The sequence below is a fragment of the Labrys methylaminiphilus subsp. lupini genome (assembly GCF_051161885.1).
GTDB lineage: Bacteria > Pseudomonadota > Alphaproteobacteria > Rhizobiales > Labraceae > Labrys.
In genome coordinates, this window is sequence record NZ_JBMDIH010000001.1 from 3,815,688 (window position 1) to 3,841,624 (window position 25,937).

At 65.0% G+C, this 25,937-nt stretch carries 25 protein-coding genes; 16 read left to right on the forward strand and 9 right to left on the reverse strand.

The genetic code is table 11. From position 1 onward, the window contains the following. Positions 1-37 precede the first annotated feature (37 nt). From ACN6KF_RS18040 to ACN6KF_RS18090, 11 genes are all read left to right on the forward strand, one after another. Positions 38-1,126: an alcohol dehydrogenase catalytic domain-containing protein gene (locus ACN6KF_RS18040; protein WP_434958168.1), complete on the forward strand. Its 1,089-nt coding sequence runs from the start codon at positions 38-40 to the stop codon at positions 1,124-1,126. A gap of 256 nt (positions 1,127-1,382) precedes the next feature. Further along, positions 1,383-1,970, forward strand: coding sequence for an acyl carrier protein phosphodiesterase (locus tag ACN6KF_RS18045; RefSeq protein ID WP_434958169.1), 588 nt, complete (start codon positions 1,383-1,385; stop codon positions 1,968-1,970). An 88-nt stretch (positions 1,971-2,058) separates the two neighbouring features. Continuing rightward, positions 2,059-2,565, forward strand: coding sequence for an invasion associated locus B family protein (locus ACN6KF_RS18050; protein WP_434958170.1), 507 nt, complete (start codon positions 2,059-2,061; stop codon positions 2,563-2,565). A gap of 256 nt (positions 2,566-2,821) precedes the next feature. Further along, positions 2,822-4,294: a L,D-transpeptidase family protein gene (locus ACN6KF_RS18055; RefSeq protein WP_434958171.1), complete on the forward strand. Its 1,473-nt coding sequence runs from the start codon at positions 2,822-2,824 to the stop codon at positions 4,292-4,294. A gap of 143 nt (positions 4,295-4,437) precedes the next feature. Further along, positions 4,438-5,061 (forward strand): PadR family transcriptional regulator, encoded by a 624-nt coding sequence (locus tag ACN6KF_RS18060; protein WP_434958172.1) that lies wholly within the window; start codon positions 4,438-4,440, stop codon positions 5,059-5,061. A gap of 132 nt (positions 5,062-5,193) precedes the next feature. Continuing rightward, positions 5,194-6,639 (forward strand): FAD-dependent oxidoreductase, encoded by a 1,446-nt coding sequence (locus ACN6KF_RS18065; protein WP_434958173.1) that lies wholly within the window; start codon positions 5,194-5,196, stop codon positions 6,637-6,639. A 23-nt stretch (positions 6,640-6,662) separates the two neighbouring features. Continuing rightward, positions 6,663-7,475 (forward strand): class I SAM-dependent methyltransferase, encoded by an 813-nt coding sequence (locus ACN6KF_RS18070; protein WP_434958174.1) that lies wholly within the window; start codon positions 6,663-6,665, stop codon positions 7,473-7,475. A 162-nt stretch (positions 7,476-7,637) separates the two neighbouring features. Next, positions 7,638-8,552 (forward strand): class I SAM-dependent methyltransferase, encoded by a 915-nt coding sequence (locus ACN6KF_RS18075; RefSeq protein ID WP_434958175.1) that lies wholly within the window; start codon positions 7,638-7,640, stop codon positions 8,550-8,552. A gap of 97 nt (positions 8,553-8,649) precedes the next feature. Further along, positions 8,650-9,504 carry a TrmH family RNA methyltransferase gene (locus ACN6KF_RS18080; protein ID WP_434958176.1) on the forward strand — a complete coding sequence of 285 codons (855 nt, stop codon included), beginning with the start codon at positions 8,650-8,652 and terminating at the stop codon, positions 9,502-9,504. A gap of 10 nt (positions 9,505-9,514) precedes the next feature. Beyond that, on the forward strand, positions 9,515-10,513 hold the full coding sequence (locus tag ACN6KF_RS18085) for an Lnb N-terminal periplasmic domain-containing protein (RefSeq protein WP_434958177.1): 999 nt from the start codon (positions 9,515-9,517) through the stop codon (positions 10,511-10,513). Between the two features lie 133 nt (positions 10,514-10,646). Beyond that, positions 10,647-11,510: a hypothetical protein gene (locus ACN6KF_RS18090; protein WP_434958178.1), complete on the forward strand. Its 864-nt coding sequence runs from the start codon at positions 10,647-10,649 to the stop codon at positions 11,508-11,510. A 12-nt stretch (positions 11,511-11,522) separates the two neighbouring features. On the opposite strand, the gene ACN6KF_RS18095 is transcribed toward ACN6KF_RS18090, so the two are convergent. From ACN6KF_RS18095 to ACN6KF_RS18120, 6 genes are all read right to left on the reverse strand, one after another. Then, positions 11,523-12,194, reverse strand: a complete 672-nt coding sequence (locus ACN6KF_RS18095; protein WP_434958179.1) for a class I SAM-dependent methyltransferase — start codon at positions 12,192-12,194, stop codon at positions 11,523-11,525. Beyond that, a complete protein-coding gene (locus tag ACN6KF_RS18100; protein WP_434958180.1) occupies positions 12,191-13,813 on the reverse strand; it encodes a Mur ligase family protein in 1,623 nt (540 codons plus the stop codon). The genes ACN6KF_RS18095 and ACN6KF_RS18100 overlap by 4 nt, the downstream gene beginning before the upstream one ends. Continuing rightward, positions 13,813-14,607, reverse strand: coding sequence for an alpha/beta fold hydrolase (locus ACN6KF_RS18105; RefSeq protein ID WP_434958181.1), 795 nt, complete (start codon positions 14,605-14,607; stop codon positions 13,813-13,815). The genes ACN6KF_RS18100 and ACN6KF_RS18105 overlap by 1 nt, the downstream gene beginning before the upstream one ends. After that, the gene (locus ACN6KF_RS18110) at positions 14,601-15,434 is read right to left on the reverse strand and encodes a M15 family metallopeptidase (protein ID WP_434958182.1); all 834 of its coding nucleotides are present in this window, start codon (positions 15,432-15,434) and stop codon (positions 14,601-14,603) included. The genes ACN6KF_RS18105 and ACN6KF_RS18110 overlap by 7 nt, the downstream gene beginning before the upstream one ends. Before the next feature lie 133 nt (positions 15,435-15,567). Further along, positions 15,568-16,899 (reverse strand): 8-oxoguanine deaminase, encoded by a 1,332-nt coding sequence (locus ACN6KF_RS18115; RefSeq protein ID WP_434958183.1) that lies wholly within the window; start codon positions 16,897-16,899, stop codon positions 15,568-15,570. A gap of 293 nt (positions 16,900-17,192) precedes the next feature. Further along, the gene (locus ACN6KF_RS18120; RefSeq protein ID WP_434958184.1) at positions 17,193-18,416 is read right to left on the reverse strand and encodes an acyl-CoA dehydrogenase; all 1,224 of its coding nucleotides are present in this window, start codon (positions 18,414-18,416) and stop codon (positions 17,193-17,195) included. A 79-nt stretch (positions 18,417-18,495) separates the two neighbouring features. On the opposite strand from ACN6KF_RS18120, the gene cobD reads away from it, so the two are divergent. Continuing rightward, on the forward strand, positions 18,496-19,509 hold the full coding sequence (gene cobD / locus ACN6KF_RS18125; RefSeq protein WP_434958185.1) for a threonine-phosphate decarboxylase CobD: 1,014 nt from the start codon (positions 18,496-18,498) through the stop codon (positions 19,507-19,509). A 22-nt stretch (positions 19,510-19,531) separates the two neighbouring features. Further along, entirely contained in the window at positions 19,532-20,104 is a 573-nt protein-coding gene (locus ACN6KF_RS18130) for a hypothetical protein (protein ID WP_434958186.1), read from the forward strand. A 57-nt stretch (positions 20,105-20,161) separates the two neighbouring features. Here the strand turns inward: ACN6KF_RS18130 and ACN6KF_RS18135 are convergent, their stop codons facing one another. Beyond that, a complete protein-coding gene (locus tag ACN6KF_RS18135; RefSeq protein WP_434958187.1) occupies positions 20,162-20,878 on the reverse strand; it encodes a glutathione S-transferase family protein in 717 nt (238 codons plus the stop codon). Positions 20,879-20,980: 102 nt separating this feature from the next. On the opposite strand from ACN6KF_RS18135, the gene ACN6KF_RS18140 reads away from it, so the two are divergent. The 3 genes from ACN6KF_RS18140 to ACN6KF_RS18150 all read left to right on the forward strand — a co-directional run bounded on the left by ACN6KF_RS18140 (position 20,981) and on the right by ACN6KF_RS18150 (position 24,007). After that, on the forward strand, positions 20,981-21,880 hold the full coding sequence (locus tag ACN6KF_RS18140; protein WP_434958188.1) for a LysR substrate-binding domain-containing protein: 900 nt from the start codon (positions 20,981-20,983) through the stop codon (positions 21,878-21,880). A gap of 79 nt (positions 21,881-21,959) precedes the next feature. Continuing rightward, the gene (locus ACN6KF_RS18145; RefSeq protein WP_434958189.1) at positions 21,960-22,439 is read left to right on the forward strand and encodes an OsmC family protein; all 480 of its coding nucleotides are present in this window, start codon (positions 21,960-21,962) and stop codon (positions 22,437-22,439) included. A gap of 179 nt (positions 22,440-22,618) precedes the next feature. Then, positions 22,619-24,007 (forward strand): aspartate aminotransferase family protein, encoded by a 1,389-nt coding sequence (locus ACN6KF_RS18150; RefSeq protein ID WP_434958190.1) that lies wholly within the window; start codon positions 22,619-22,621, stop codon positions 24,005-24,007. A 17-nt stretch (positions 24,008-24,024) separates the two neighbouring features. Here ACN6KF_RS18150 and ACN6KF_RS18155 read toward each other — a convergent pair whose 3' ends face one another. Further along, positions 24,025-24,921: a carbohydrate kinase family protein gene (locus ACN6KF_RS18155; protein WP_434958191.1), complete on the reverse strand. Its 897-nt coding sequence runs from the start codon at positions 24,919-24,921 to the stop codon at positions 24,025-24,027. Next, positions 24,918-25,934, reverse strand: a complete 1,017-nt coding sequence (locus ACN6KF_RS18160) for an SIS domain-containing protein (protein ID WP_434958192.1) — start codon at positions 25,932-25,934, stop codon at positions 24,918-24,920. The genes ACN6KF_RS18155 and ACN6KF_RS18160 overlap by 4 nt, the downstream gene beginning before the upstream one ends. Positions 25,935-25,937 lie beyond the last annotated feature (3 nt).

Here is a 25,937-nt window from a genome sequence, read left to right on the forward strand (position 1 = left end):
CAAAAACACGATCGATGCCCCAGCACAGAGGAACGCCATGCCTGCCAGTAATTCGAGAATGACGGCCATCGTCTGCCACGGCCCCGAGGACTATCGCGTCGAGGACGTCGGGCGGCCGGTGGCGGGGCAGAACGAGCTGGTCGTGAAGATCGGCGCCTGCGGCATCTGCGCCAGCGACTGCAAATGCTGGTCGGGCGCGGCCATGTTCTGGGGCGGCAAGAACCCCTATGTGAAGCCGCCCGTCATCCCCGGCCATGAATTCTTCGGTTATGTCGAGGAATTGGGGCCGGGCGCGGCCGAGCATTTCGGCGTGAAGGCCGGCGACATGGTGATCGCCGAGCAGATCGTGCCCTGCGATCGCTGCCGGTATTGCCGCTCGGGCAGCTACTGGATGTGCGAGGTGCACAACATCTTCGGCTTCCAGCGCGAGGTCGCCGATGGCGGCATGAGCGAATATATGAAGTTCCCGACGACGGCCCGCGTGCACAAGATCCCGGCGGAGATGCCGCTGGCCGATGCCGCGGTGATCGAGCCCCTGTCCTGCGCCATCCATACGGTGCAGCGCGGCGACATCCAGCTTGCCGACGTGGTGGTGATCGCCGGCGCCGGCCCGCTCGGCCTGCTGATGACACAGGTTGCCCGGCTGAAGACACCCAGGAAGCTGGTGGTCGTCGACCTGATGGAAGACCGTCTGGAACTCGCCAGGGGCTTCGGAGCCGATGTCACCATCAATCCCAAGACTGATGATGTCGACGAAGTCGTGCGTTCCCTTACCGACGGCTATGGCTGCGACGTCTATATCGAGACGACAGGCCATCCCAGCGGCGTGACCCAGGGCCTGCAGATCATCCGAAAGCTCGGGCGCTTCGTCGAATTCTCGGTCTTCGGCAAGGAAACCTCCGCGGATTGGTCGATCATCGGCGACCGCAAGGAACTCGACATCCGCGGCGCCCATCTTGGACCCTATTGCTATCCGATCGCCATCGACCTCTTGACGCGCGGGCTGGTGACTTCGAAGGGCATCGTCACCCACCAATATGACCTGGCCGACTGGAACGAGGCGCTCAAGCTCGCCAACTCGACCGACTCGATCAAGGTGTTGCTGACGCCTGGGTATCGCAAATAAGCCCCGGGCGGCCATGCGGCTCACTGAAAAAGAAAAAAGCTTCGAATTGTCATAGCCGGGCTTGACCCGGCTATCCAGAAGCCGCCCGCACGACCTTCCGCCCGGCAGGTCAAAGCATCGGCAGGGATCGTCCCCTCGGCTTCTCTCCCAAGCAGAGGGGTCGGACTCTGCCCGAGGGCCGGCGCGTCTTGCGTCCCAGCGCGCCGGCCCTCATATCTTGCGGAAACGGGCGCCTGTTTCGTCCCGCCGGATCCGCATGAACTATCTCGCCCATCTCCTGCTTTCACCGCCTGATGCGGCGTTCCGGATCGGCAATCTCCTGCCCGACCTGCTGCGGCTGCCGCAACTCGAACTGTTCGAGGGCCGCTATCGCGAGGGCATCGAGCTGCATCGGCGCATCGACGCCTTCACCGATGCCCATCCCCTTACGCAGCATAGCCGGCAACGCCTCTGGCCCACCTTTCGGCGCTTTTCCGGCGTGATCGTGGATGTCGTCTATGATCATTGCCTGATCCAGCGCTGGGAGCTTTATCACGGGCAGCCTTTGCCGGTGTTCCTGGCCGAGGTGCGGGCCTCCCTGCCCGCCCTGCGCGAGGATCTGCCGGACAGGGCCTACAGGCGCATCGACTCCCTCACCCAGTGGCTCGGCGACTACGAGACCATGGCAGGTGTCAGCACCGCCATGACCGAACTCGGCAAGCGCCTGCGCCGACCGGTGGAATTCGTCGGACTCCAGGCCATCCTGGAACAGCAGCAACAAGGATTTCTCGACGATTTCGACGCCTTCTTCCCCGATCTCGTCACCATGACCCAAGCCAGCATGAACGGCGCCGCTCAAAAGTAATGCAATTGTAATGATACCTTAGCCTCTCGTTAACGCTTGCGCCCAAACATTGTCGTGCGGGGGCAAGAGACGAGGAATTCATGCAAACATGACTCAACTATCGATTTTCGCACTGGTCATTTTCGTTCTTTCGACCACGGGTGTACTTGCGGCATCACCAAAATCTTTGGGTGTATTCGGCAAATGGAGCACTTGGGCCTATACTGACAACTCTGGGAATCATTGTTTCATCTATTCGAGTCCGGTCAGCAAAGAACCCGCTTCGCTCAATCACGGCGATGTCTCCTTCTTCATTCGCGCCGCCAGGCAGACCGAGGCTCGCAGCGAGGCCAGCCTGCAGACCGGCTATGCCCTTGCCGGTAATGCCGACATCCTGGTCAGCGTGGGAGCACAGCCCTTCCACATGATTTCGTCCGGCAATGGCGCCTGGCTGCGCCGAACGGGCACGCGGGAGACCGAATTCCTGGCCGCACTGAAGCAGGAGCGCACCATGACCGTGGACGCGGTCTCGGGCCGGGGCAACAAGACCCGTTATGTCTTTTCGCTCGACGGCGTGACCAAGGCGATGGCCCGCCTGCGCCAGGCCTGCCCCTGACGGGGCGAGGACCGGCATCATGCCACCGGCTCGACGTTCCGATTGATGGACCTCTCGTCATTGCGAGCGCAGCGAAGCAATCCAAGCTTATGGCGCAGGAAAAACTGGATTGCTTCGCCATGCCAACCCTGCGGATTGGCAGAGCTTGCAATGACGATTATCGTTAATGGCCACGGGAGGTCCCGTAAGGAAAGATTCACTATCCTCGCGATAGTCTGGGGACCTGTAAGTGTCCCAGTTGCGTTTGAGTGATTTCATGACCTCCTCCTGGCTTTCCTATTCGTTTCAGAACCGGGAGACTTCGTCCCGCCGCGCTTCTTCACAAGCGGGATGGTCCGGCGCGCCCCTGCGCCGCCTGGTCGCCCTGACCTCCGCCCTCGTCGTCGCCTTCACCATCCCGGCTTTCGCCAACGAGGAACCCAACTACTCCCCGCGTACCTATGAGCTGACCTTGCGGGCCATCTCCGCCTATGAGGAGATCGCCGACAATGGTGGCTGGCAGGCTCTACCGCCAACTGCCGCAGGCATGAAAATCGGCGCCAAGGGCAAATTCGCCAAGGCGCTGCGCGACCGGCTCACCGCCACCCGCGACCTCGATCCCTCCCTGCCTCCCAGCAGCGAGTTCGACCAGGCCACGCAGGACGCGCTCAAGCGCTTCCAGGCCCGGCACGGCCTGAGCGAGACCGGCTCGGTCGGCCGCCTCACCATGCTGGCGCTCAACGTACCGGTAGAGCAGCGGCTGCGCGAACTCGATGCCTCCGCCAACCGCCTGGCCGCCTTGAAATTCAAGTTCGGCGAGCGATACATCGTCTCCAACATCCCCGCCGCCGCCCTGGAGGCGGTCGACAATGGCGTGGTGGCACGCACCTACACCACCGTGGTCGGCCGTCCCGATCGCGCCTCGCCGACCCTGCAGACCAGAGTCATCGCCGTCAACATCCTGCCTTATTGGAATGCGCCGCAGTCGATCTTCAAGGCCGACATCATGCCCAAGCTCCAGAAGGATCCGGGCTATCTGAAGGCCAACCATCTCAAGCTCTATCGCGGCCGCCAGGAGATCGACCCCACCACCGTGGACTGGAGCAAGGCGCGCGCCTCCGATTTCCTCGCCAAGCAGGATCCCGGCGTGTGGAACTCGCTCGGCTTCCTGCGTATCGACATGCCCAACTCCGATGCCGTCTACATGCATGACACGTCCCATCGCGAACTCTTCCGCAACGATGTGCGCTTCCAGTCTTCGGGTTGCATCCGCGTCGCCGGTGCGCAGGACCTCGCCGCCTGGATCATGGAAGGCTCGGACTGGAGCGGCCAGGCGATCCAGGACCAGATCGATTCCGGCGAGCCCAAGACCATCAAGCCAGCCAAGCCGATTCCCGTGGCCTGGGTCTACCTGACCGGCTGGGGCGGCCCCGACGGCAGCGTGCAGTTCCGTCCGGACGTCTACAATTTCGACACGCCGGCCGATCAGCTCGTCGCCAAGGACGCCAGCGCCCAGCCCGTCCCGGTGGACCGGACCGGCTCGGTGCCCGTTGCGCCGCCGAAAGCGGCCAAGCCTGCAACACCGAAGCCCACCGCGGCCAAGCCCATTTCCGCACCCAAGCCTGCCGTCCCGGCCAAGCCGCTCGTCGTCAAGCCTGTGAGTGTGAAGCCCGCGACCGTGAAGTCGCCCGCCACCAAGACAGTGACGGTCAGGACCATTCCCGTCTCGGTCAGCCTGCCGGCGAACTGATCGCCCTTCAGTACCCGGTCCGCCCTTTCGCCTGACGCCCCGGTCCCCAAGGCCGGGGCGTTGTGCGTTTCAGGGTGAGTCGCTTGAAATGTTCATATAGTCATAATTTGACTAGTTGTGTCTAATCTAGTAATAATATGACTATGGCAAATTTCAAACGCTCCTCACTTGCCCTCGCCGTGCTCGCGCTGCTGATCGAGGCACCCATGCATCCCTACCGCATGCAGCAATTGCTGAAATCGCGCGGCAAGGAGGAGGTCATCAACATCCGCCAGCGCGGCTCACTCTATCAGACCATCGAACGGCTCGAACGCGAGGGCCTGATCGCCCCGGGCAGCGTCGAGAAGAGCGACGGACGGCCGGAACGGACCGTCTATGAGGCAACCCCGCTTGGACGGACAGTTGCCGTCGATTGGCTGCGCACGATGCTGGCGGAACCTCATAACGAGTTTCCGGAATTTCCCGTCGCCATGTCCTTCCTCCCGCTGCTTTCGCCGGAGGAAGTCATGCCGCTGCTCGAAACGAGATTGACGGCCTTGCGCAAGCGCGAATTCGGGCTCGCCGCGGAGCTGGAGAATTATCTCACCGTGCTGCCGCGCGTGGTGCTGCTGGAGAGTCAGTACATGCTGGCCATCGTGAGCGCGGAGCGAAACTGGATCGAAGGCGTCATCGCCGATCTTCGCTCGGGCCGGCTCGCCTGGTCGATCGAGGAACTCAAGACAATCGCCGCCCAGTTCGAGGGTGAACAGCCGCCCCGCACCGGATAAGTCCGCGCCCCCGCGCTCCACCCGCAATCCCAAGGAAGACCGCGACCGGCCTCGTTCGAGGCGGATGTCGCACGCCCTTCATCCATCGTCAGCCACCCGCCGGGAAACACCGTGCGCGGGAGAGGAGGAACCATGTCCAATGCCCCCGAAAAGCAAAATCTGAGCGTGATCGTCATCGGCGTCGGCACCGGCACCGGCGGCCTGTGCCTTGCCCATGGGCTCAGGCGGGCCGGCATCACGGTGAACGTGTTCGAGCGCGACCGCACTCGCAAGGACGGGCTGCAGGGCTTCCGGGTCGGCATCGATCCCGATGGCTGCCGCGCGCTCGACGCCAATCTGCCGCCGGCGCTGTACGAGACCTTTCTGGCGACCTGCGCCATCTCCCCGCACTGGTTCAACATGCTCAGCGAGCACTATGGGGAATTGTTGAGCCTGAAGCCCAGCCCGCCGAGGGATCCACTCCATGGCGAACGCTCCGTCAGCCGCATGACGCTGCGCCAGGTCCTGCTGACGGGGCTGGAAGACGTCACCCATTTCGACAAGGTGTTTTCCCGTTACGAGCAGCGGACCGACGGCCAGGTCGAGGCTTTCTTCGAGGATGGTTCGAGCGCGGTGGCCGACGTGCTGGTTGCAGCCGACGGCTCCAACTCGCGCATCCGCAGGCAATATCTGCCACAGGCCGAGATGGACGACACGCTGATCCGCTCGATTGGCGGAAAGGTGCCGGCCACACCCGAGACCCTGGCGCTACTCACCCCCAAAATCCATCGCGGGGTGACGCTCATCATGGCCCCCAGGGGTTTTGGTGGCATCCTCCATGTCATGGAGTTTCCCTGGGACAAGGCAGGTGCCCCCAAGCAGGGCATCGGCACGACGGATGCCGATCTGATCGCCCAATGGCCCGGCCTGCGCTTCGACAACAGCCGCGACTATATCAGCTGGGGCATCTGGGCGGCCGCCGACAAGTTTCCCCAGGATCTGCGCACGATGAATGGGGAAACCCTGCTGGCGCTGAGCCAGAGCCTCACGGCCAAATGGCATCCGAACTGGCGTCGGCTGCTGGCTGCCTCCGACCCGAATTCGGTGTTTCCGGTAGTCATCCGCACTTCCGTGCCGGTCGAACCTTGGGCGCCGTCCAATGTCACCTTGCTGGGCGATGCCATCCACACCATGACGCCCGGGTGTGGTGTCGGTGCCAACACGGCGCTGCGCGATGCCGCCTTGCTGACCCGCCATCTCAAGGTGGTGCAGGAAGGAAGCGCGGGGCTGGTGGAGGCGATCGGAGCCTATGAGGCCCAGATGCGGCGATACAGCAATGAAGCAGTCGAGCGATCACGCCAGCAGATGGACGGGCGCACGGTGATCCACAAGCCGGTGATCGGACGTGCCTTGCTGGCCTGCCAGCGCACCGCCATGCGCCTCGTCAACGTCACGCCGCCACTCAAGCGCAAGATGCTGCACTCGCTGGAAGCCCTCCGGGGCGGCGAGCGCGAGGCGGATGGGGTGGTCCAGCGCGCACAATGCCGCTCGGTCGAAAACGCGCAAGAGCAAGCCATTCATGCTAAGCTGGCGGGCTAGCGAACCGCTGGCGGGTGATGGCCATGTTGGAAACGGACAAGCTGTTCACCGGCTCGATTGCGGAAAACTACGACCGCTACATGGTGCCGTTGATTTTCGAGCCGTTCGCCACCGACCTGACCAGACGGGCCGCCTCCCTGTCGCCCATTTCAGTCCTGGAAATCGCCGCGGGCACCGGGGTGGTCACCCGCATGCTGGCGCCGAAACTGCCTCCCGACGCCAGCTATGTCGTCACCGACCTCAACCAGCCGATGCTCGACTATGCCGCCTCGCGGCAAACGCCCGACAGTCGCATCACCTGGCGCCAGGCCGATGCTCTGGCGCTGCCGTTCGACGATGCGGCCTTCGATCTCGTTTGTTGCCAATTCGGCGCGATGTTCTTCCCCGACCGGCCGGCCGCCTACCGCCAGGCTCGGCGTGTCCTCAAACCCGGAGGACATTTCCTGTTCAACGTCTGGGACCGGATCGAGGAGAACATCTTTGCCGATGAGGTGACGAAGGCGCTGGCGGAGATTTTCCCGGACGATCCGCCGCGCTTTCTGGCGCGCACGCCGCACGGCTATCACGATACCGGACTGATCCGAAGCGAGCTGGAGGGCGCAGGCTTTTCCCGCGTACTGATCGAGACGAGAGCCAAACAAAGCCGTGCATCCTCGCCGCGCCTTCCCGCCGTTGCCTATTGCCAGGGAACCCTGCTCCGCACCGAAATCGAGGCTCGAGAAACTGGCAAACTGGACGCTGCAACCGATCACGCTGCATCAGCGATTGCCGGCAGGCATGGCCATGGCGAGGTTGCCGCCAAAATTCAGGCGCATGTCATCGTGGCAGCGGTCTAGAGCAAAGCGCGTTCAAGCATGAACGCTTATTTGCTCTAGCTCCCTGTTCCGACGCGTCTTTGCAATCCTTGGTGATTCCACCAAATCGCAAAGACGCGTTAGGCACCACAAACCGGCAACAACGGACTTGCCGCGCGCGACAAACTCCTGTTTGGTCCGCGCATGCCCGACCCACGAAATTCCGCCACCCAAACCCTGCCGCAATTACTGGTGACGCCCGGCTTCGCCGATTATCGCCTGGTCGATTGCGGCGAAGGCCGCAAGCTCGAACGCTTCGGCAAGCTCCTCGTCGACCGTCCCGAGCCGCAGGCCATGGGCCTGCGCCATAAGCCCGAGGCCTGGGACAAGGCCGATGCCGTCTTCCTGGGCATGAATGCCGAGGACGAAGGCTCGGACGGACGCTGGAAGTTCGCCGGCAAGCCAGTGGAAAACTTCCCCGTCTCCTATCGCGGAGTCGCCTTCCACGGCCGCTTCACGCCTTTCCGCCATCTCGGGTTCTTCCCCGAGCAGGCCCCGCATTGGGATTACATGATCGAGGCTCTTCAGGCGCTGAAGCGGCCTGCCCGGGTGCTCAATTTGTTCGGCTATACCGGCGTCGCCTCCCTGCTCGCGGCCAAGCATGGCGCGCAGGTCACCCATGTCGACGCCTCCAAGAAGTCGATCGGCTTCGCGCGCGAGAACCAGGCCTTGGCCGGCCTCGCCGATGCCCCGATCCGCTGGATCGTCGACGACGCCATGAAATTCACCGCGCGCGAGCAGCGTCGCGGTTCCCAATATGACATCGTGCTGCTCGACCCGCCCAAATATGGCCGCGGCCCCGGCGGCGAGGTCTGGGACCTCTTCCGCGACCTGCCCAAGATGCTCGACCTCTGCCGGGCCGTGCTCACCGACAAGCCGGCCTTCGTGATCGTCACCGCCTACGCCATCCGCGCCTCCTTCGTGGCGGTGCACGAACTCACCCGCGAGGTGTTCGGCGAGCTCGGCGGCGACATCACTTCCGGCGAGCTCGTGGTGTCGGAGGAAGGCTCAGGGCGCCTGCTTTCGACCTCGCTCTATTCGCGCTGGAGTGCCGCATGAGGCCGAAAGCTTCTACCAACCAGCGGCGGGCTGTCATCCCCGGCGAGGCCGCAGGCCGAGGGAAGGGGATGACGGTCCCCCTCGAAAGGACGCTGGCATGAAGTCCCGCTTTCAACGCCCGCGCCCCGCAGCGACCGCCGCACCGGTCTCGCGCGTGGTGACCAGCCTGACCAACCCCCTGATCAAGGACATCCGCGCTCTCGATATGCGCAAGGTCCGCCAGGAGGCCGGCCTGTTCATCGCCGAAGGGCTGAAGCTGGTGGCCGACGCCATCGAGGCCGGCTGGCCGATCCGCATCCTGGTACACAGGTCCGGCGAGGACAAGCCGATGCTGGCCCGCGCCGTGCGCGCCACCCGGCAGGCCGGCGGAGAGGTGCTGGAGGTCACCGGCGAGATCCTGGAGAAGCTGTCGCGCCGCGACAACCCGCAGACGGTGATCGGCGTATTTGAGCAGCGCCTGGAGAAGATCGACAGCGTCAAGATCGCGCGCGACCGGATCTGGATCGGACTCGACCGCGTGCGCGATCCCGGCAATCTCGGCACCATCATCCGCACCGCCGATGCGGTCGGCGCCGAGGGCATCGTATTGATCGGCGACACCACCGATCCCTTTGGCATCGAGGCCGTCAGGGCCACCATGGGCTCGATCTTCAATGTCCGCCTCGCGAGCGCGACGCCGCAGGCCTTCCTCGCCTGGCGCAAGGGTTTCGACGGCCTCGTGGTCGGCACGCATCTGTCCGGCACGCATGATTATCGCGAGGTCGACTATGCCGGCCAGCCCTGCCTCCTGCTGATGGGCAATGAGCAGCAGGGCCTGCCCGACGATCTCGCCGCGGCCTGCAGCCACCTCGTCAAGATCCCGATGCGCGGTCAAGCCGATTCCCTCAACCTGGCCGTGGCCACCGGCGTGATGCTGTTCGAGATCGCGCGGGGGCAGTTGAAGCTGGGATGAGATATCATCGATGATCGCCAGGCTGCTCAGCATCGCCGGCCGCCTCCTGCTGGTGCTGGCGGCCATGCTCGCCGCACTCTGGGGCACGCTGGCGCTATGGTATCGCCTGCCACTCGGGGAAGCTGGCCGCTACGCCCTCCCCGCTCTATGGATCGTCCTTGCGTTCCTTGCCCTGGCCGCCGTGATCGCCGCGCGCTGGCGGCTGACCTTGCCCTTCGTCGCCGCCCTTGCCGCCCTGCTGATCTGGTGGTCCACCATCCAGCCGACCGGCAAGGGCGATTGGGCGCCCGACGTGGCCCGCCAGTTCACTGCTGCCGTGGAGGGCTCCACCGCCCGGCTCAGCGATGTGCGCGATTTCGACTGGCGCTCCGATGGCGACTTCACCGAGCGCTGGGAGGGCCGCAGCTACGACCTCGACACCATTACCGGCGTCGACCTGTTCGCCTCCTATTGGGCAGGCCCCGCCATCGCCCATACCATGCTCAGCTTCGGCTTTTCCGACGGGCGCCACCTCGTCTTCTCGGTGGAGGTCAGGCGCAAACAGGGCGAGGTCTACTCGGCGGTCTCCGGCTTCTTCAAGCAGGACGAACTCGTGGTCATCGCGGCCGACGAGCGCGATGTCATCCGCGTGCGTTCCAATGTCAGGGGGGAGGACGTCCAGCTCTTCCGGCTGCGCACCAGCCCGCCCCAGGCCAAGGAACTGTTCCTCTATCTGCTCTCGGAGGCCAACGATCTTGCGGCCAGGCCGCGCTTCTACAACACGGCGACCACCAACTGCACCACGGTGCCGTTCCACCTCGCCCAGAAACTCGATCCCGATTTGCCGGTGGACTGGCGCGTGCTCGTCAGTGGCTATCTGCCCGACTACCTCTACGACATCGGCGCGCTGAGCCATCAGGTGCCGCTCACCGAGTTACGCCAGCGCGGTCAAATCGATAAGCGCGCCAAAGCGGTCGGCGAAAGCCCCGACTTCTCTGCCCTCGTCCGGGTCGGCGTGCCCGGGCCGTAGCGGCACCGCCAGGCTTCTCCGGCGCGTTCATTCCGGCAGGGGGCGATGACCCGGGGCATCGGAGAGAATATCGCAGTGCCATCCCGGCGTCGTATCCTGGCGGACCTGACCATGGCCGAATGGAAAGAGCAGCATGCCGACGGTGACGTCCCAGATTCTCGCCGACCAGATCAAAGCCATTTCCAAGACCGCCATTCCGCCCAGCCTCGTCCCCTATGCCCCAATGTGGGCCATCGGTGTCGCGGGAGGACTCTACGATATCTATTTCGTCGAAACGCTGGGCGGCCCGCGCACGATTGCCTTGATGAAGCTATGCTTCCGCTTCTCTTCCGAAGGCAAGGAAGGCTGGTCGGACAAGCAGGAGGCGATTGCCTTTGCCACGCGATGGCAGGCCGAAATCCAGAAGAAATACAATACCAAATCCCTGACCACGACGCCGAGCGGCCGCATCGTCGGGCTCGAATTCCATTTCCGTTCGAGCCTCTCCAACCCGGCTCCGGGCGATCACTGGCTGATCGATGTGGTCAAGGTTCCCAAGGGCCGGTTCTATACCAGCAATGTCGAGCATGCCCATGACAACCTCATCGGCCGGACGACGCTTTACAGCAACGACCTCTCGCCCGTTACCCGGCAAAAGGAAGGCCATTCCTACAAGCAACGACCTGCCATCCACGAATTCGCGCACATGATCGCCCTGCGGGACGAGTATGCGGATGAATGCGACGCCAATGGCTTGCGCCCCGACGGTTTTAAATGCAATGCGGTTCCTCGGGATCCCCGCTATATCAGGGACTACCCGTCCGTGGCCAATAGCGGCGAGCAAATACGCCCCCGTCACCTGGAGGCGATCAAGAACTGGACGAACGCGGTCACGCCCCTATCGCCGATCGAGAACAGCAGCTTTGCGGTCAAGGGAATCACGGAAGTCCTGGCCTTCCTGAAAGCCATGCCGCAGAACAACGCGCCCATGCAGGCCGCCCAGGCAAAGCTGCCATAATCGCCGGTAGCGCTATGCCTTCAGCGTCCAGACGCTGGTCTTCTTGATCTCGAGATCCTCGAGATCGCGCGAAACCGGCACCTGATAGGTTGCCAGCAGGTTGAGTTCGTCCCTGGGCAGATAGGTCCGGCCGGGATCGCCCACCAGGATGGTGGCGCCGCGTTCGCGCCAGCCCTTGAGCCAGGCCAGGACTTCGGCCGAGATCTCGCGGTCGTAGAAGATGTCACCCGCCAGGACGACGTCGACGGGCCGATCGAAGCGGCCGAGCACATTCTCGCCGCAGGGTTCGACCGCCACGCCGTTGAGATCGGCGTTGAGCCGGATGGCCTCGACAGCGAATTCGTCGATGTCCGCGGCAAGGGCCTGCGCCGCTCCGGCCTTCATCGCCGCGATAGCCACCAGGCCCGAGCCCGAGGCGAAGTCGAGCACGCGGTGGCCGGCCACGTGGTCGGGATGGTCGAGGATATAGCGCGCCAGGGCCTGGCCACCCGCCCAGGCGAAGGCCCAGAAGGGCGGCGGCAACCCCATCGCCCCCAGTTCTTCCTCGGTCTTCAGCCAGAGAGGCGTGACCTCGTCAGCGAGATAGAGGCTGATTTCCGGGGCATGCGGCACCGGCAGCGGGCGCGTATTGGCGGCGATGAAGGCGCTTCTGTTCCAGATCGTATCTCTGCGAGAGGATGTCACAGCCGCAACTGGCGCTCATAGAGATCGGGCAGGTCGTTTTCGAGCAGCACGACGTCTCCGGCCTTGAGATTGGTGCCCATCCAGGTCTGCGCGGCGGCAAAGCTGGCGCACGCCACCACCTGGCCGTCGGGCCTGGCCGCCTTGTAGGCATCGATGAGGTCGCGAATGCGATCGGGTGCCACGGCGAGCAGGATGTCGACTGTCTCGCCGGCCTTTGTACCGATCTTGCGGTGCTCTTCGGCATGGGCAGCGCCGAGTTCGACCATGCCCGGCGTCACCAGAATGCGCCGGCCCTCGCCCGAGACCAGCAAGGGCAGGATCTCCAGGGCCGAGGCGAAGCCCGCCGGATTGGAATTATAGGCATCGTCAACGATGACGATGCCGTCGGCCTGGCGTTTCACCTCGAGGCGATGGCTGATCTGCGGCGTCGAGCGCATGGCGATTTCGGCCGTCTCGGCGTCGATGTCCATGGCCAGCGCCGTGACGAAGGCAATCGCCATGTTGCTGCCGTGATGCAGGCCGTAGAGCGGGGCGGAGAGCTGGTAGTCCTTGCCGAGATAGGTCAGGGAAACCTTGAGCCCGTCCTTTTCCTGAGTGACGCTGTTGATGCGGGCCTCACTGTTACCGCCATTGCCGACCAGCACCATCGAGGCGCGATGCGCATCGGTGAAGTCGCGGGCATCCTTGAAGGCCAGCACGGCGTCGTTGATGATCGCCTTGCCATTGCGCGCGATCGCCGCCGCCGGTAGTTCGAACTTAGTCTTGGCCACGGTATCGAGCGACTTGAAGCGTTCGTAATGGGCCGCACCAACAGCCGTCACCACCGCGATGTCGGGCGGGGCGAGACGGCAGAGCCTCTCGATCGAGCCCGGCCCATAGGCGCCCATCTCCACCACGAAATGGCGGTGATAAGGCTCCAGGCGTTCGCGCACGATGCGGGCAATGCCCATCGGCGTGTTGACCGAGCCGGGCGTGATCAGCGCCGAGCCGGCGCTTTCGAGCAGATGGCCGAGGATGTGCTTGGTCGAGGTCTTGCCGTAGGAACCGGTAACGCCGACGATCACCGGCGACAGGCGCTTGAGCTTGTCATGCGCTTCGTTCCAGAAGCCCTGCTGGATGCGATTCTCACCGGGCTGCAGGATCATCACCGCCGCGACCAGGGCGAAGGGGATCAGCTGGATCAGGAGCACGATCCAGACCGGCGCCACGCCAAAGCCAACCCCGACGAGGCCGATCACCAGGACGAGGGCGAAGGCGACGCGCAGGATGCGGGTGGCGCGCTGCGTCATCGCCAGCTTCTTCTTGCCCGTCTGGCGCGGGTCGCGCTCGCGGCGCGCCACCACCAGCAGGATCACCGCGATGAACAGAGCGAGCACCAGCACCGGCGAGGGGTAGAGCTTGGCCATCACCGACAGGAGGACGATGGCAAGGCTCGCCTTGGTATCGACAACCACGTTGTAGAAGAGCCAGTGCAGGAAACGCCGGCCGTCATATTCCTCCTGCTGGAAGATATGCAGATAGGTCAGGAAACGCTTCCAGGCGAAGGGGATGAAGCCAATGAGGACCAAAGCCGCGGCGAGATGAGCCGAATTCAGCACGGGGGCCAGTGTTTCGAGCATCAAGCCTCCAAGAGCTTCGCAACCGTATGGGCGATCTGGGGGCCGCCATCGGACAGAACGGTGTAATGATCGAGGCCAGGCAGGATGCTGACGCTGGCGCCCGGGATGAGCTGGCCCATGCGTTCGCTCATCTCCGGCGGGGCCTGGTCGTCGAGGGCGCCGCAGATGATGCGGACGGGAATGCGGATGGCCTTGATATCCTGGCTCTGGTCCTCGCCGATCACCTTGACGAAGATCGGGCGCATGGCGCCGGCATTGCGGTAATCGGCCGAGCCGAACTTGGCCTTGCGGGCCGACACGTCGACACCGAGCTTTTCCAGGAGCTTGAGGGCCTTGAAGGCCCGCACGCGCAGGAAGATCTTCAGCCGGGTCATCAGGCTGCGGATGGGCTTGAGGCCATGCGAGCCGACCAGCACCATGCCGTCGAGAATATCCGGATGGCGAGCCGCCAGGCGGAGCCCGACACGCCCGCCGAAGGAGTGTCCCACCCAGATGCGTTTGCCACGCGGCAGGGTTTCAAGCCATTCGGCGACGGCATCGGCGTAATCGGCCGTATCCCAGATACCACCATGGCCTGTTTCAGGCGGTACCGGGCTCTGGCCGAAGCCGGGAAAGTCGATCAGCGTGTGATGACCCGTCCGTTCCAGAGAGCCGGCCAGGGCCTGGAAGGCCCGATGATCCTGGCCCCAGCCATGGGCCCAGATGACATGCGGGGTTCCGGCCTCGAGCGGCTTGCCCAGCGAGACGATGGCATGGGGGGCGCCCTTGGCGGAGAAAGTCGATTGGATCAGCATAGTCCTTCCGGCAGGTCCGTGGTGCCATACCACGCGGCTTTGGGAGCGCCGGCCACGCCTTCATCCTGCAAGGTCAGGATATGGGCCTGCGTTCCGTAGTCGAAGTGCCAGAATTCGTACGCGTAGTTGGTAAAGCCCACGTTAACCATCGCATTGACCAGAATGCGGCGGTTGGTGAGGCGCGCATCGTCGGGAGCGATCTCGCCGCGCTGCAACAGACGCTCATAGTGATCGGTGTAGGAGCGTTCGTGGCCCTCGTCGAAGGCCGCGCCGTGATCGAGCATGGCGCCACTGGCCGCATCCACCAGCACGACGTCGACGGAGCCCCCCGTGGAATGGATCGGCCAGGTGGTCTCGTCCTCGCGGTTGAAGCGGCGCGGATCGGAGACGAAGGTGCGGACGATCGCCTCCTGCTCGGCGGCGGAAAGCTCGGGCCGCTCGGCCGCGACTTCCTGCTCGAAGAAGGTCCACAGGCCGGCCTGGGTCTCGATCGGCCTGTAGGCATCAACAACCTTGAGCCGCAGCCCGAGGCCGGAGACGGCTGCATCGGCCTCGCGTACCAGACGCGCCACGCTGGTGCGGGCCGCCACCGTCTTCACCGCGCCGGCGATCGGCATGAAATAGGGTGCGTTGCCGCCATCGGTGCGGGCATACCAGGCCTCGGCAAGCAGCCCCTCGGTCGCCATGTCGACCAACGGCTCGTGCCAGCGGGCATCCGTCCGGTCGAAGGGGATCCACCGATACTCGACGGGCGTGCCGTTCGGGTCGGGGCGGAGGCGAAGAGGCGCATGGAGATTGGGCATGGCCTGCGGATAGCAGAACGCCATGCCCAGGTCGAGGCAAGAAGCGCCGCGGCTGGGACCGCGGACGTCCCGTCCGCATTCTGGAAACGCGGAGGTTGCGGGATAGGAAGAGGCGGACGAGACGTCCGCGTTTCCAGCCGCAGCGTTTCCCGGAGACCTACAAAAACTTCGCCGCCACCCTGCCATGGGCTTCCCGCAGCGCGCCGAGATCGACACCGACGGGCAGGCCATCCTCGACGCGCCACTGGCCCGCCACCATCACGCGGTCGGCGCGATGGGCACCGCAATGGACCAAAGCCGCGATGGGGTGGTGGGCGCCGGAAAAACGCAGTTCATCGAGCGTATAGAGCGCGAGGTCTGCCTCCAGGCCGGCTCGGATCGCACCGATGTCGTCGCGGCCCAGGCAACGGGCCGAGCCTTCGCTGGCCCAGCGCAGACAATCGCGCCAGGAGACCGCCTCCGCGCCATGAGAGAGGCGGTTGATCATCAAGGCGTGGCGCACGCCTTCCATCAGGTTGGAGGAATCGTTGGAGGCCGAGCCGTCGACGCCGAGACCGACGGGCGCGCCAGCCTTTTCAAGCAGGCCGGTATGGCAGAAGCCGGAGGCGAGCACGGCGTTCGAGGTCGGGCAATGGCAGACGCCGACGCCATGGCGCCCCAGCGTGGTGCAGTCGTCGGCGCTGAAATGGATGCCGTGGGCGAGCCAGGTGCGCGGGCTCATCCAGCCCACTTCGTCCAGGAGCTCGATCGGCCGGCACTTGTAGGTGGCGAGGCAGAAATCATCCTCGTCATGGGTTTCGGCCAGATGGGTATGGAGGCGGCAGTCGAAACGTTCGGCCAGATCGGCCGTCTTGCGCATCAGGCTCTTGGTCACCGAAAAGGGCGAACAGGGCGAGAAGGCGATGCGCGTCATCGCGCCCGGCCTGGTGTCGTGATAGGCACTCGCCACCCGTTCGCAATCTGCCAGGATGGTGTCCTCGTCCTGCACCACCGAATCAGGCGGCAGGCCGCCATCCTTCTGCGACAGGTTCATCGAGCCGCGCGACACCGTCATGCGGATTCCGAGCTTGCGGGCCTCCTCGACCTCGATGTCGACGGCGTTTTCCAGCCCCTGGGGGAAGACATAATGATGGTCGGCCGCCGTGGTGCAGCCGGACATCAGGAGCTCGACCAGTGCCAGGCGCACGGAGAGGCGGAAACTGTCGGGATCGAGGCGCGACCAGATCGGATAGAGCGTCTTCAGCCAGGGAAACAGCGGCTGGTCGCAGGCATCGGGATGGGCGCGGGTGAGCGTCTGGTAGAAATGGTGGTGGGTATTGACCAGGCCAGGCAGCACGACATGCCGGGAAGCCTCGAACACCTTGTCGACGGGAGCGGTGGGTTCGCCCCCCGCCGGCACCAGCTCGACGATGCGGCTGCCTTCGACGACGACGCCGCGCTCGGCGCCCTCGGCAAGAATGGCGAGCGGATCCTTGAGCCACAGGCGCATGACATTTCCTCGGAAGCTGATTTTGGTTGTGCGCATAAGAACGCGGCCCAGCCTCGAGGCCAAGCGTCATTAAATTGGAAGATGTTTCGCAGGAAACCGGAGTCGGCCTTTCGATCGCCACCATAGGGGTAGCTGATCAACAGGCGAACTGGCTCAACCTTTGTCATTGCCGGGCTTGACCTGGCAATCCAGCAGGCCCCGTTGCGCTGGATGCCCGGGTCGAGCCCGGGCATGACAAGGATTGCGCTCTTTTCTTTATAAATCAGATATTTAAGAACGCCGAACGGCCACCCTCAGAAGAATGCTTGAATACCGGTCTGGGCGCGGCCGAGGATGAGGGCGTGCACGTCATGCGTGCCCTCATAGGTGTTCACCGTCTCCAGATTCTGGGCCACGCGCAGCACATGGAACTCGTCGGCGATCCCGTTGCCGCCATGCATGTCGCGGGCGACGCGGGCGATGTCGAGCGCCTTGCCGCAATTGTTGCGCTTCATCAGGCTGATCGCCGGCGGCGCCGCGGTATGGGCGTCGAGCAGGCGGCCGAGCTGCAGCGCGCCGAGCAGGCCGAGCGCGATCTCGGTCTGCATGTCGGCGAGCTTTTTCTGCACGAGCTGCGTCGCCGCCAGGGGCCGGCCGAACTGCTTGCGGTCGAGCGTGTATTGGCGGGCGCGGTGCCAGCAGAACTCGGCCGCGCCCATGGCGCCCCAGGCGATGCCGTAACGCGCCTTGTTGAGACAGCCGAACGGCCCGGACAGGCCCCTGGCGTTGGGCAGGAGGTTTTCTTCCGGCACCACCGCGCCATCGAGCACGATCTCGCCGGTGATCGAGGCGCGCAGCGAGAGCTTGCCCTCGATCTTGGGCGTGGAGAAGCCCTTGGTACCGCGCTCGACGATAAAGCCGCGGATGACGTCGTCCAGCTTGGCCCAGACTACCGCGATGTCGGCGATCGGCGAATTGGTGATCCACATCTTGGTGCCGTTGAGCTGGTAGCCGCCGGCGACCTTGACCGCGCGGGTCTTCATCGAGCCTGGATCGGAGCCGGCATCGGGCTCGGTGAGGCCGAAGCAGCCGACGAGTTCGCCACTGGCAAGCTTGGGCAGGTACTTCTTGCGCTGCTCCTCGCTGCCATAGGCATAGATCGGGTGCATCACCAGCGAGGACTGCACCGACATCGCCGAGCGATAGCCCGAATCAACCCGCTCGACCTCGCGGGCAACCAGGCCATAGGCGACATGGCCAAGGCCCGCACCGCCATAGGCTTCGGGAATCGTGGCGCCGAGCAGGCCGAGCTCGCCCATCTCCGACATGATCGCGCGATCGAAATCCTCCTCGCGATAAGCCTTGAGTACGCGCGGCATCAGCCGGTCCTGCGCGTAGTCGCGGGCGGTGTCACGGACCAGCCGCTCCTCCTCCGTCAGCAGCGATTCGAGATCGAGCGGATCCGACCAGTCGAAGGCTTCACCAGCCTTTTTGATCGCTTCGCCGGCGTCATGAAGCTTGATCGCAGCGTCCACCATGGCCATACCCTCCAATAAACAAATTTGGCGCGACATTGGTCGCGCCGGTTTCAGGCGTCAAGACAAGAGTGGCAGGAGAATGAGCGCAGTGGAGCATGGCGGCAATCTCGGCGAGGCACGTCGCCTCTTCCCGCAGGCCTCCGGGCCCTGGATCGATCTTTCCACCGGCATCAACCCCTGGCCCTATCCAATTCCAGCGATTCCGGCCGAATCCTGGGCTGCCCTGCCCTCTCCCGACGAGGCCCGTGAATTGGAGGCCGTGGCGGCCCAATGCTATGGCGTGCCCTTCGATGCCTGCGTCGTTGCGACGCCGGGCACGCAGGCCGCCATCCAGTGGCTGCCCCATCTGTTCGCCGCAGGTACGGTGAGCGTGCTGAGCCCGACCTATGCCGAACATGCCCGCAGTTGGGCGCTGGGCGGCCATCACGTGCGAGAGGCTCGCCGCTTCGAGGAACTGGCCGGCTCCGAGATCGCGGTCCTCGTCAATCCGAACAATCCCGATGGCAACTATTTCGGCCGCGAGGAGTTGCTCGCGCTCGCCGCCGAGAAATATGCCAGGGGCGGCGCCCTCGTCGTCGACGAGGCCTTCGCTGACGTGATGCCGCAGGTAAGCCTGGCCGCCATGGCAGGCACGCAGGGCCTAGTGATGATGCGCTCCTTCGGCAAGTTCTTCGGCTTGGCCGGCATCCGGCTCGGCTTCGTGCTGGCCGAACCCGCGCTCACCGGCAAATTGCGCCAGGCGATGGGAGCCTGGGCGGTTTCGGGCGAGGCCATCGCCATAGGCCGCGCCGCGCTCGCCGACATCCTCTGGCAGAACGGCACGCGCACCTCACTGCGCACGGCACGCCAGAATCTCGACGAGGACCTGACCAAGGCCGGCGCGGTGATCGGCGGCACCGATCTCTATCGCCTGCTGCAGACCGCGCATGCCCCCGCTTTGTTCCGCCAGCTCGGCCAGGCCGGCATCTGGGTGCGCCGCTTTGGCGCCAACCCACGCTGGCTGCGCTTCGGCCTGCCGCCCAACGCGGACGCCGAAGCACGCCTGCGCGCCGTGCTTGCCCGCTACCACAAAAGCGGCACCCGGGCGATGTGAGAACCGCGATCCGGAGCTCCCGATGGCTCACAGACGACTGGTTGACCGAGCAGTTGCAGCCTGGCTGCTTGTTCTTGCAGGTCCAGTGGCCGCGCAGGCACAGGCTAATATCGAAATGCACCGGACCGAGGTCCGGCAGACCGACGGCCAGGGCGGCTATCCGGCGCGATCGACAAGGGGGCGTTTCTTCGTGATCTCCCCCATCCCCTTCAACGATTACAGCTTCACGGTGGACGATCCGAAGATCGGCCCCATGGTCGTGCATGGTGTCGGCAGCCGGATGGGGCAGCACGAGTTCGGCGTGATCAAATTCGAACGAACAGCCAGGATGAAGGATATCGATCTACGGACGTTCATCCAGGAACTGGCGCAGAAGCGAGGCATCCGGGTGCCGGATCTGCCGATCGGCCGTAGCGGCACCGAGGAGTTCGTTCGCGCCGAACTGAGGGGGCCTAAGCAGTCCGCCATCACCCGCGTATCCAAGACGCCAGACAGCGTGTTCAACATCGTCTGCGAGTTTCCAACCTCCGAGATCGAGACGTGGCGTCCGCTCTGCGACCGCTCCATCGCAAGTTTCCGCCCCGAGGCGCCATAGGCATGGCAAGGGGGTGAGCCCCCTTGCCATCCAGGCAGCGCGAGGCGATCCGGGTGCTCACGCCGCCAGTCTGGCACCTAACTCACCCAACACCTCCTCCAGCGGCAGCAGACCGCGCAAGGCGCCACTGCCGATCGCGGGAACACCGTCCTCGATCGCGTGAGCGAACCGCACGGCCGGATCGGGCTCCAGCCTTGCCTTCAACGCCTGGATCTTCGGGAAGGGCGTGAGATCGAGCGCCTGGTGGAACTCGGCCCAGCGCGCGACGCCGATGAAGACCGCATCGGCCAGGCTCGGCCTGTCGCCGGCCAGATAGGCCGAGGAACCGATCATCGCCTCGAGCTGGCGATGACGATGGGCGACGAGGTCGCGCCCGAAGGTCCGCAGCGCTTCCTTATAAGCCTCGCTTCCGCCCTGCATTTCCAGCGCCACCCAGAGCGGGGTGAAGGCACCGGTGAAGCCGGTGTTCAGGAAACCGATGAATTGGTGCATGCGATGCGCCTCGGCACTATCGGTAGCGAAACTGATGCGATGTTCCTCGTCGCGCAGTTCGAGCCAGCGGGCAATCGCCGTGGTTTCGGTCAGCACACTGCCGTCCTCGCGGATCAGCACCGGGGTCTCGCGCCGGCCGTTCACCCGCCCATAGGCTTCGCTCAGCATCTCGTCGGGCATATGCACCCGCGTGGCGCGATAGGGCTTGCCGAGCCATTCGAAAGCGGCGACGAGACCGAGGGAGCTGCCCGCGGGATGACCGGCGAAGATGATCGGTTCCATTGTCGTATCTCCTATTGGGTTGATAACGACAATATGCACACATGGACTTTGGAGCTGTAGACTGGCAGATATGGACCTGAAGTCCATACTTGGAAACTTTGAATGTCGAACCTCAACGATTTCATCCTCTTTGCCCAGGCCGTCGAGCAGGGCGGCTTTGCTGCCGCAGCCCGGCACCTCGGCATCCCGAAATCGACAGTGAGCAAGCGTGTGGCCGAATTGGAGGCTCGGCTGGAAGCCAGGCTGCTGAACCGCACCTCGCGCAGCTTCGTGCTGACCGATGCCGGCCGGGAGGTGTTCGAGCATGCCCGGGCAGCGATGATCGAGGTCGAGGCGGCCGAAAGCGCCGTGCTGGCCCGGCGGGCGGAACCGAGCGGCACCGTCCGGATCACGGCTTCGGTTCCCACTGCGCAATTCCATCTCGCCGCCCAGCTACCCAGGCTCGCCGCCGCCCTGCCCAAGCTGCAGGTGCAGTTGCATGTCACCGACCGTTTCGTCGATCTCATCCAGGAAGGCTTCGACATCGCGCTCCGGAGCCATTTCGGGCCGCTCGCCGATTCCGACCTGATGGCCCGCCCCATTCACCGGGAGGCAATCGGCCTGGTGGCTGCCCCCGCCTATCTCGCCATCAGGGGAATGCCGGCCACGCCGGAGGATCTTGCCGGTCATGACGGCCTCCTCACCCAGCCCCGGGCGCCGATATGGAAGCTCTCGGCGAACGGCCAGACGATAGAGGTCATGCCCCGCGCCCGTTTCTTCGCCGACGAATCCGTCGCCCTGCTGGAAGCGGCCAAAGCCGGGCTCGGCATCACCGCTTTGCCCCGCTCGATCAGCGCGGCGGCCGTGGCGGGCGGCCTGTTGCGTCTCGTGCTGCCGGACTGGCAGGCAGGCGAAGTCACCACCACGGTGCTGACCACCCATCGGCGCGGGCAGTTGCCCGCGGTACGTGCCGTGGTCGATTTCCTGTCCCGCTCCCTGCGGCCGGCGGACGCGGAAGATTGACGCGCTATGCACACACCCATTGCGAAACAGCCGGACAAGAGGGCATCCTCCCGCCACATAACGACATGAGGAGGAAGGTATGGCAGGGCGCGAACACCGCTATGCGGTCAAGGTCATCTGGACCGGCAATGAGGGCGAGGGCACGCCCACCTATCGCGGCTACAGCCGCGCCCACCAGATCCAGGCCGAGGGCAAGCCGACGATCGAAGGCTCCTCCGACCCGAGCTTTCGCGGCGATGCCACGCGCTGGAACCCCGAGGACCTGCTGGTCGCCTCGCTCTCGGCCTGCCACAAGCTCTGGTATCTCGGCCTGTGCTCGCAGATGGGCGTGAATGTGCTCTCTTATGAGGACGAGGCAGAAGGCGTGATGGTCGAGGTGGCTGGCGGTGCCGGCCAGTTCGAGAAGGTCACCCTGCGCCCGCATGTCGTGGTCGCCGCCGGCACCGACCTGCAGAAGGCGCATGAATTGCACAAGAAGGCGCATGAGATGTGCTTCATCGCCCGCTCGGTGAATTTTCCGGTGGAACACGAAGCGGAGATCGTCCTGGCGGGTGCGTAGAAGTTTTCGACCGCTTTAGGGCGATGCCGCGCTGGCGGGACGATTGAGGGCATTGTCCCACGCTCTCTCGAGTGTCGTAGGACGTCCGCTCTTGCAAACACCGCGACAACGCATCCCCCTTGACTTCCGCAATTTGTGATCACAAAATTGGGATCACATTTTTCGGGAAAGCGCGCATCATGTCCTTGCACCAGACCAACCTCACCACAGCGGAACTGCGTGCGATCGATGCCGCGCATCATTTGCACCCCTTCACCGACACCAAGGGCCTGAACGCCGAGGGCGCGCGCATCATCGTCAAGGCCAAGGGCGTGCATCTGTGGGATTCCGAAGGCAACCAGATCATCGACGGCATGTCGGGCCTGTGGAACGTCAATGTCGGCTATGGCCGCGAGGAAATCGTCGAGGTTGTGGCGCAGCAGATGCGCGAACTGCCCTTCTACAACACCTTCTTCAAGACCACCCATCTGCCGGCGATCGAGCTGTCGCGCCTGCTTGCGGAAGTGACGCCGCCGCAGTTCAGCCGCGTGTTCTTCACCGGCTCGGGCTCGGAATCCAACGACACCATCATCCGCATGGTGCGTCATTACTGGGCGGCCCAGGACAAGCCCGGCAAATCGACCATCATCGCCCGTAAGAACGGCTATCACGGCTCGACCATCGGCGGCGCCTCGCTCGGCGGCATGACGCCGATGCATGCCCAGGGCGGCCTGCCGATCCCCGGCATCGTCCACATCGCCCAGCCCTATTGGTATGCCGAGGGCGGTGACCGCAGCCCGGAGGAATTCGGCCTGTGGGCGGCGCGCGAGCTCGAGCGCACCATCGACGAGCTCGGCGCCGACACGATCGCCGCCTTCATCGCAGAGCCGATCCAGGGTGCCGGCGCCGTGGTCATCCCGCCCGCCACCTATTGGCCCGAAATCCAGCGCATCTGCCGCGAGCGCGACATCCTCCTGATCTCGGACGAGGTGATCTGCGGGTTCGGGCGCACCGGCGAATGGTTCGGCAGCCAGTATTTCGGCTTCGAGCCCGACATCATGGCGATGGCCAAGGGCATTTCCTCCGGCTACCTGCCGATCGGCGGCGTGATGGTGACCGAGAAGGTGGCCGAGGTGATCGCCAATGCCGGCGACTTCAACCATGGCTACACCTATTCGGGCCATCCGGCCTGCGCAGCGGCCGCGATCGCCAACATCAAGATCCTGCGTGACGAGAAGATCGTCGAGCGCGTGAAGGACGATATCGGCCCCTATATGCAAAAGCAGTGGCTGGCGCTGGGCGATCATCCCATGGTCGGCGAAGCGCGCATGGTCGGCCTGATCGGCGCGCTGGAGCTGACGCCGAACAAGAAGACTCGCGCCTCCTGGCCTGTGGAAACCGGCACGGTCGGCCTGATCGCCCGTGACTTCTCCTTCCAGCACGGCCTGGTCATGCGCGCCACCCGCGACACGCTGATCATCGCCCCGCCGCTGGTGATCAGCCATGAAGAAGTCGACGCCCTGATCGCCGCCGCCAAGAAGACGCTCGACGACAGCTGGGCCGAGGTGAAGCGCCGCGGGTATGTGTGAAGGGGGCGGCGCCTCCCTCACCGATAGCGGCGTGGCCGCGTCGAGACCGCCAGCGAGGCGACCGCCACGCCATTCGTCACCGCCCTCTCAAGATCCTCGCTCTCGACCAGGCTGGCGAAATAGCCGGCCGAAAAGGTGTCGCCGGCCCCGATGGTGTCGACGACGTCGACCTGCGGCGCCGGCACGGCCACATGCTCGTCCCCACGCCAGGCCAAGGCCCCCTTCGGCCCGCATTTGATCACCAGGCTGGCGCCGGCGGGCAGCAGCGGCCGGATCATCTCCGCCGCGTCCGCGACCGTCTCGGCGCCGGTCAGCCCCTTGGCCTCGATGTCGTTGATGAGGACATGCTCGCAATGGCCGATCCAGGCATTGACCCGCGCCCGCACCCCAGACGTCCAGCCGCCATCCGGCCAGCCCGTATCGAGGGCGACCCGATAACCCCGGCGCCGCAGGATGACGATCAACTCGTCATAATCGGCGAGCAGGGCCGGAATCACGAAGGGACCCACCAGCAGGGCCACGCACCCCTCCCCCTTCTCGTCGAGTTGCGACAGCACGTGCGCCAGCCTGAATGAATGCAGATGGCCCGTGGTGGTAAAGAAGGTGCGGTCCCCATCGGGATGGCCGATGCCGACCGAAACCGTGGTCGCCCCCTCGGCCACGGTCCAGCCCAGCGCCCGTGCCCCGAAGGGTTCGGCGAGCCAGCGGCCCAGCATGTCGTTACCGCGACTGGTGATCAGCCGGTAATCGACGCCGAGCGCATCGAGGGCCAGCGCCGTATTGCCAGCGGCGCCGCCGACGCGGAATTCGCTCTCGGGCACGATCACTTCCGTGCCCGGTTGCGGCCAGGGCGCCTGCGGGCCCATCACGAGATCGACATTGACGTTGCCGATCAGAAACAGCGGTTCCCTCATAGCTCCGTCGTCACCTTGGTCGAGCGCAGGGGCTCGCCGACTTGGGTAACCCGGCCGGCCGCAAAGGTCACCAGGAAGGACTGCAGTGCCGGCAATACGGCGAAGATGGCCGCCATGCCCTCCTCCCTCGGCAGGCGAATGGTGACAGCATCGGCGATGTCGGCCTCACCGGAGAGGTCGAACACCACCACCGGCGATCCGGCCGCGCGGCAGGCCGCCACCAGCCCCGGCGCGAGGCCGGCCGAGGGGCCGGCGGCGCGCAGCAGCACGATGCCGCTGGCCGGTGACAGCATCTCCATCGGGCCATGCCGCAATTGGCCGCCCTCCAGGGCCAGGGCCGGCAGGCGGGCGAGTTCCATCACGCAGAGCGCCCCGGATTCGGCCACGCCCTGCAGTTCGGCCCGGCCGCTGAGGATCAGGGACGTGCTGGCGGCGAGAGCGGACAGGGCCGCCCCCAGATCGGGCCGGACGGGGGCATCGAGCACGGCGAGCGCGGGTTCCGCCGGCAGGCCCAATGCGGCGAGCACCGCAAGATGCAGCGCATGGCTGACCAGGAGGCTGCGCGTGGCGGCGAAGGCTTTTTCCGACCCGCCGACACCGACAAGGGCGGGCACGCCGCGGCCGAGCGCGCTATCGGCATCAAGCGTGAGGCCGAAGCGCTCCTGCCGGCCGGCCGGACGCTCGAGATAGGCGACGATCTCGCCGGAATTGCCCGACTGGGACACCAGCAGCACGGTACGCTCGCGGTCGGGCTGCGGCGTGATGAGAAGCTCGGACACCACCTCGGTCTCGACCTCGATGCCGAGCTGGCGATAGAGCACGGCGGCTGCGCGGTTGACCCAGTGCGAGCCGCCCATGGCGGCCAGGGTCAGCCGGCCGGTACGGCGGATGCTGTCGGCCAGCCGCGCGGCCATCGGCCCGGCGCCGTGGAAAGAGGCCAGTGCATCGGCATGCTGCCTGGCCATTTCGGCCTCGATCATCGCCAGGCCCGAGCCCGGCACGATTTTACTCATGAT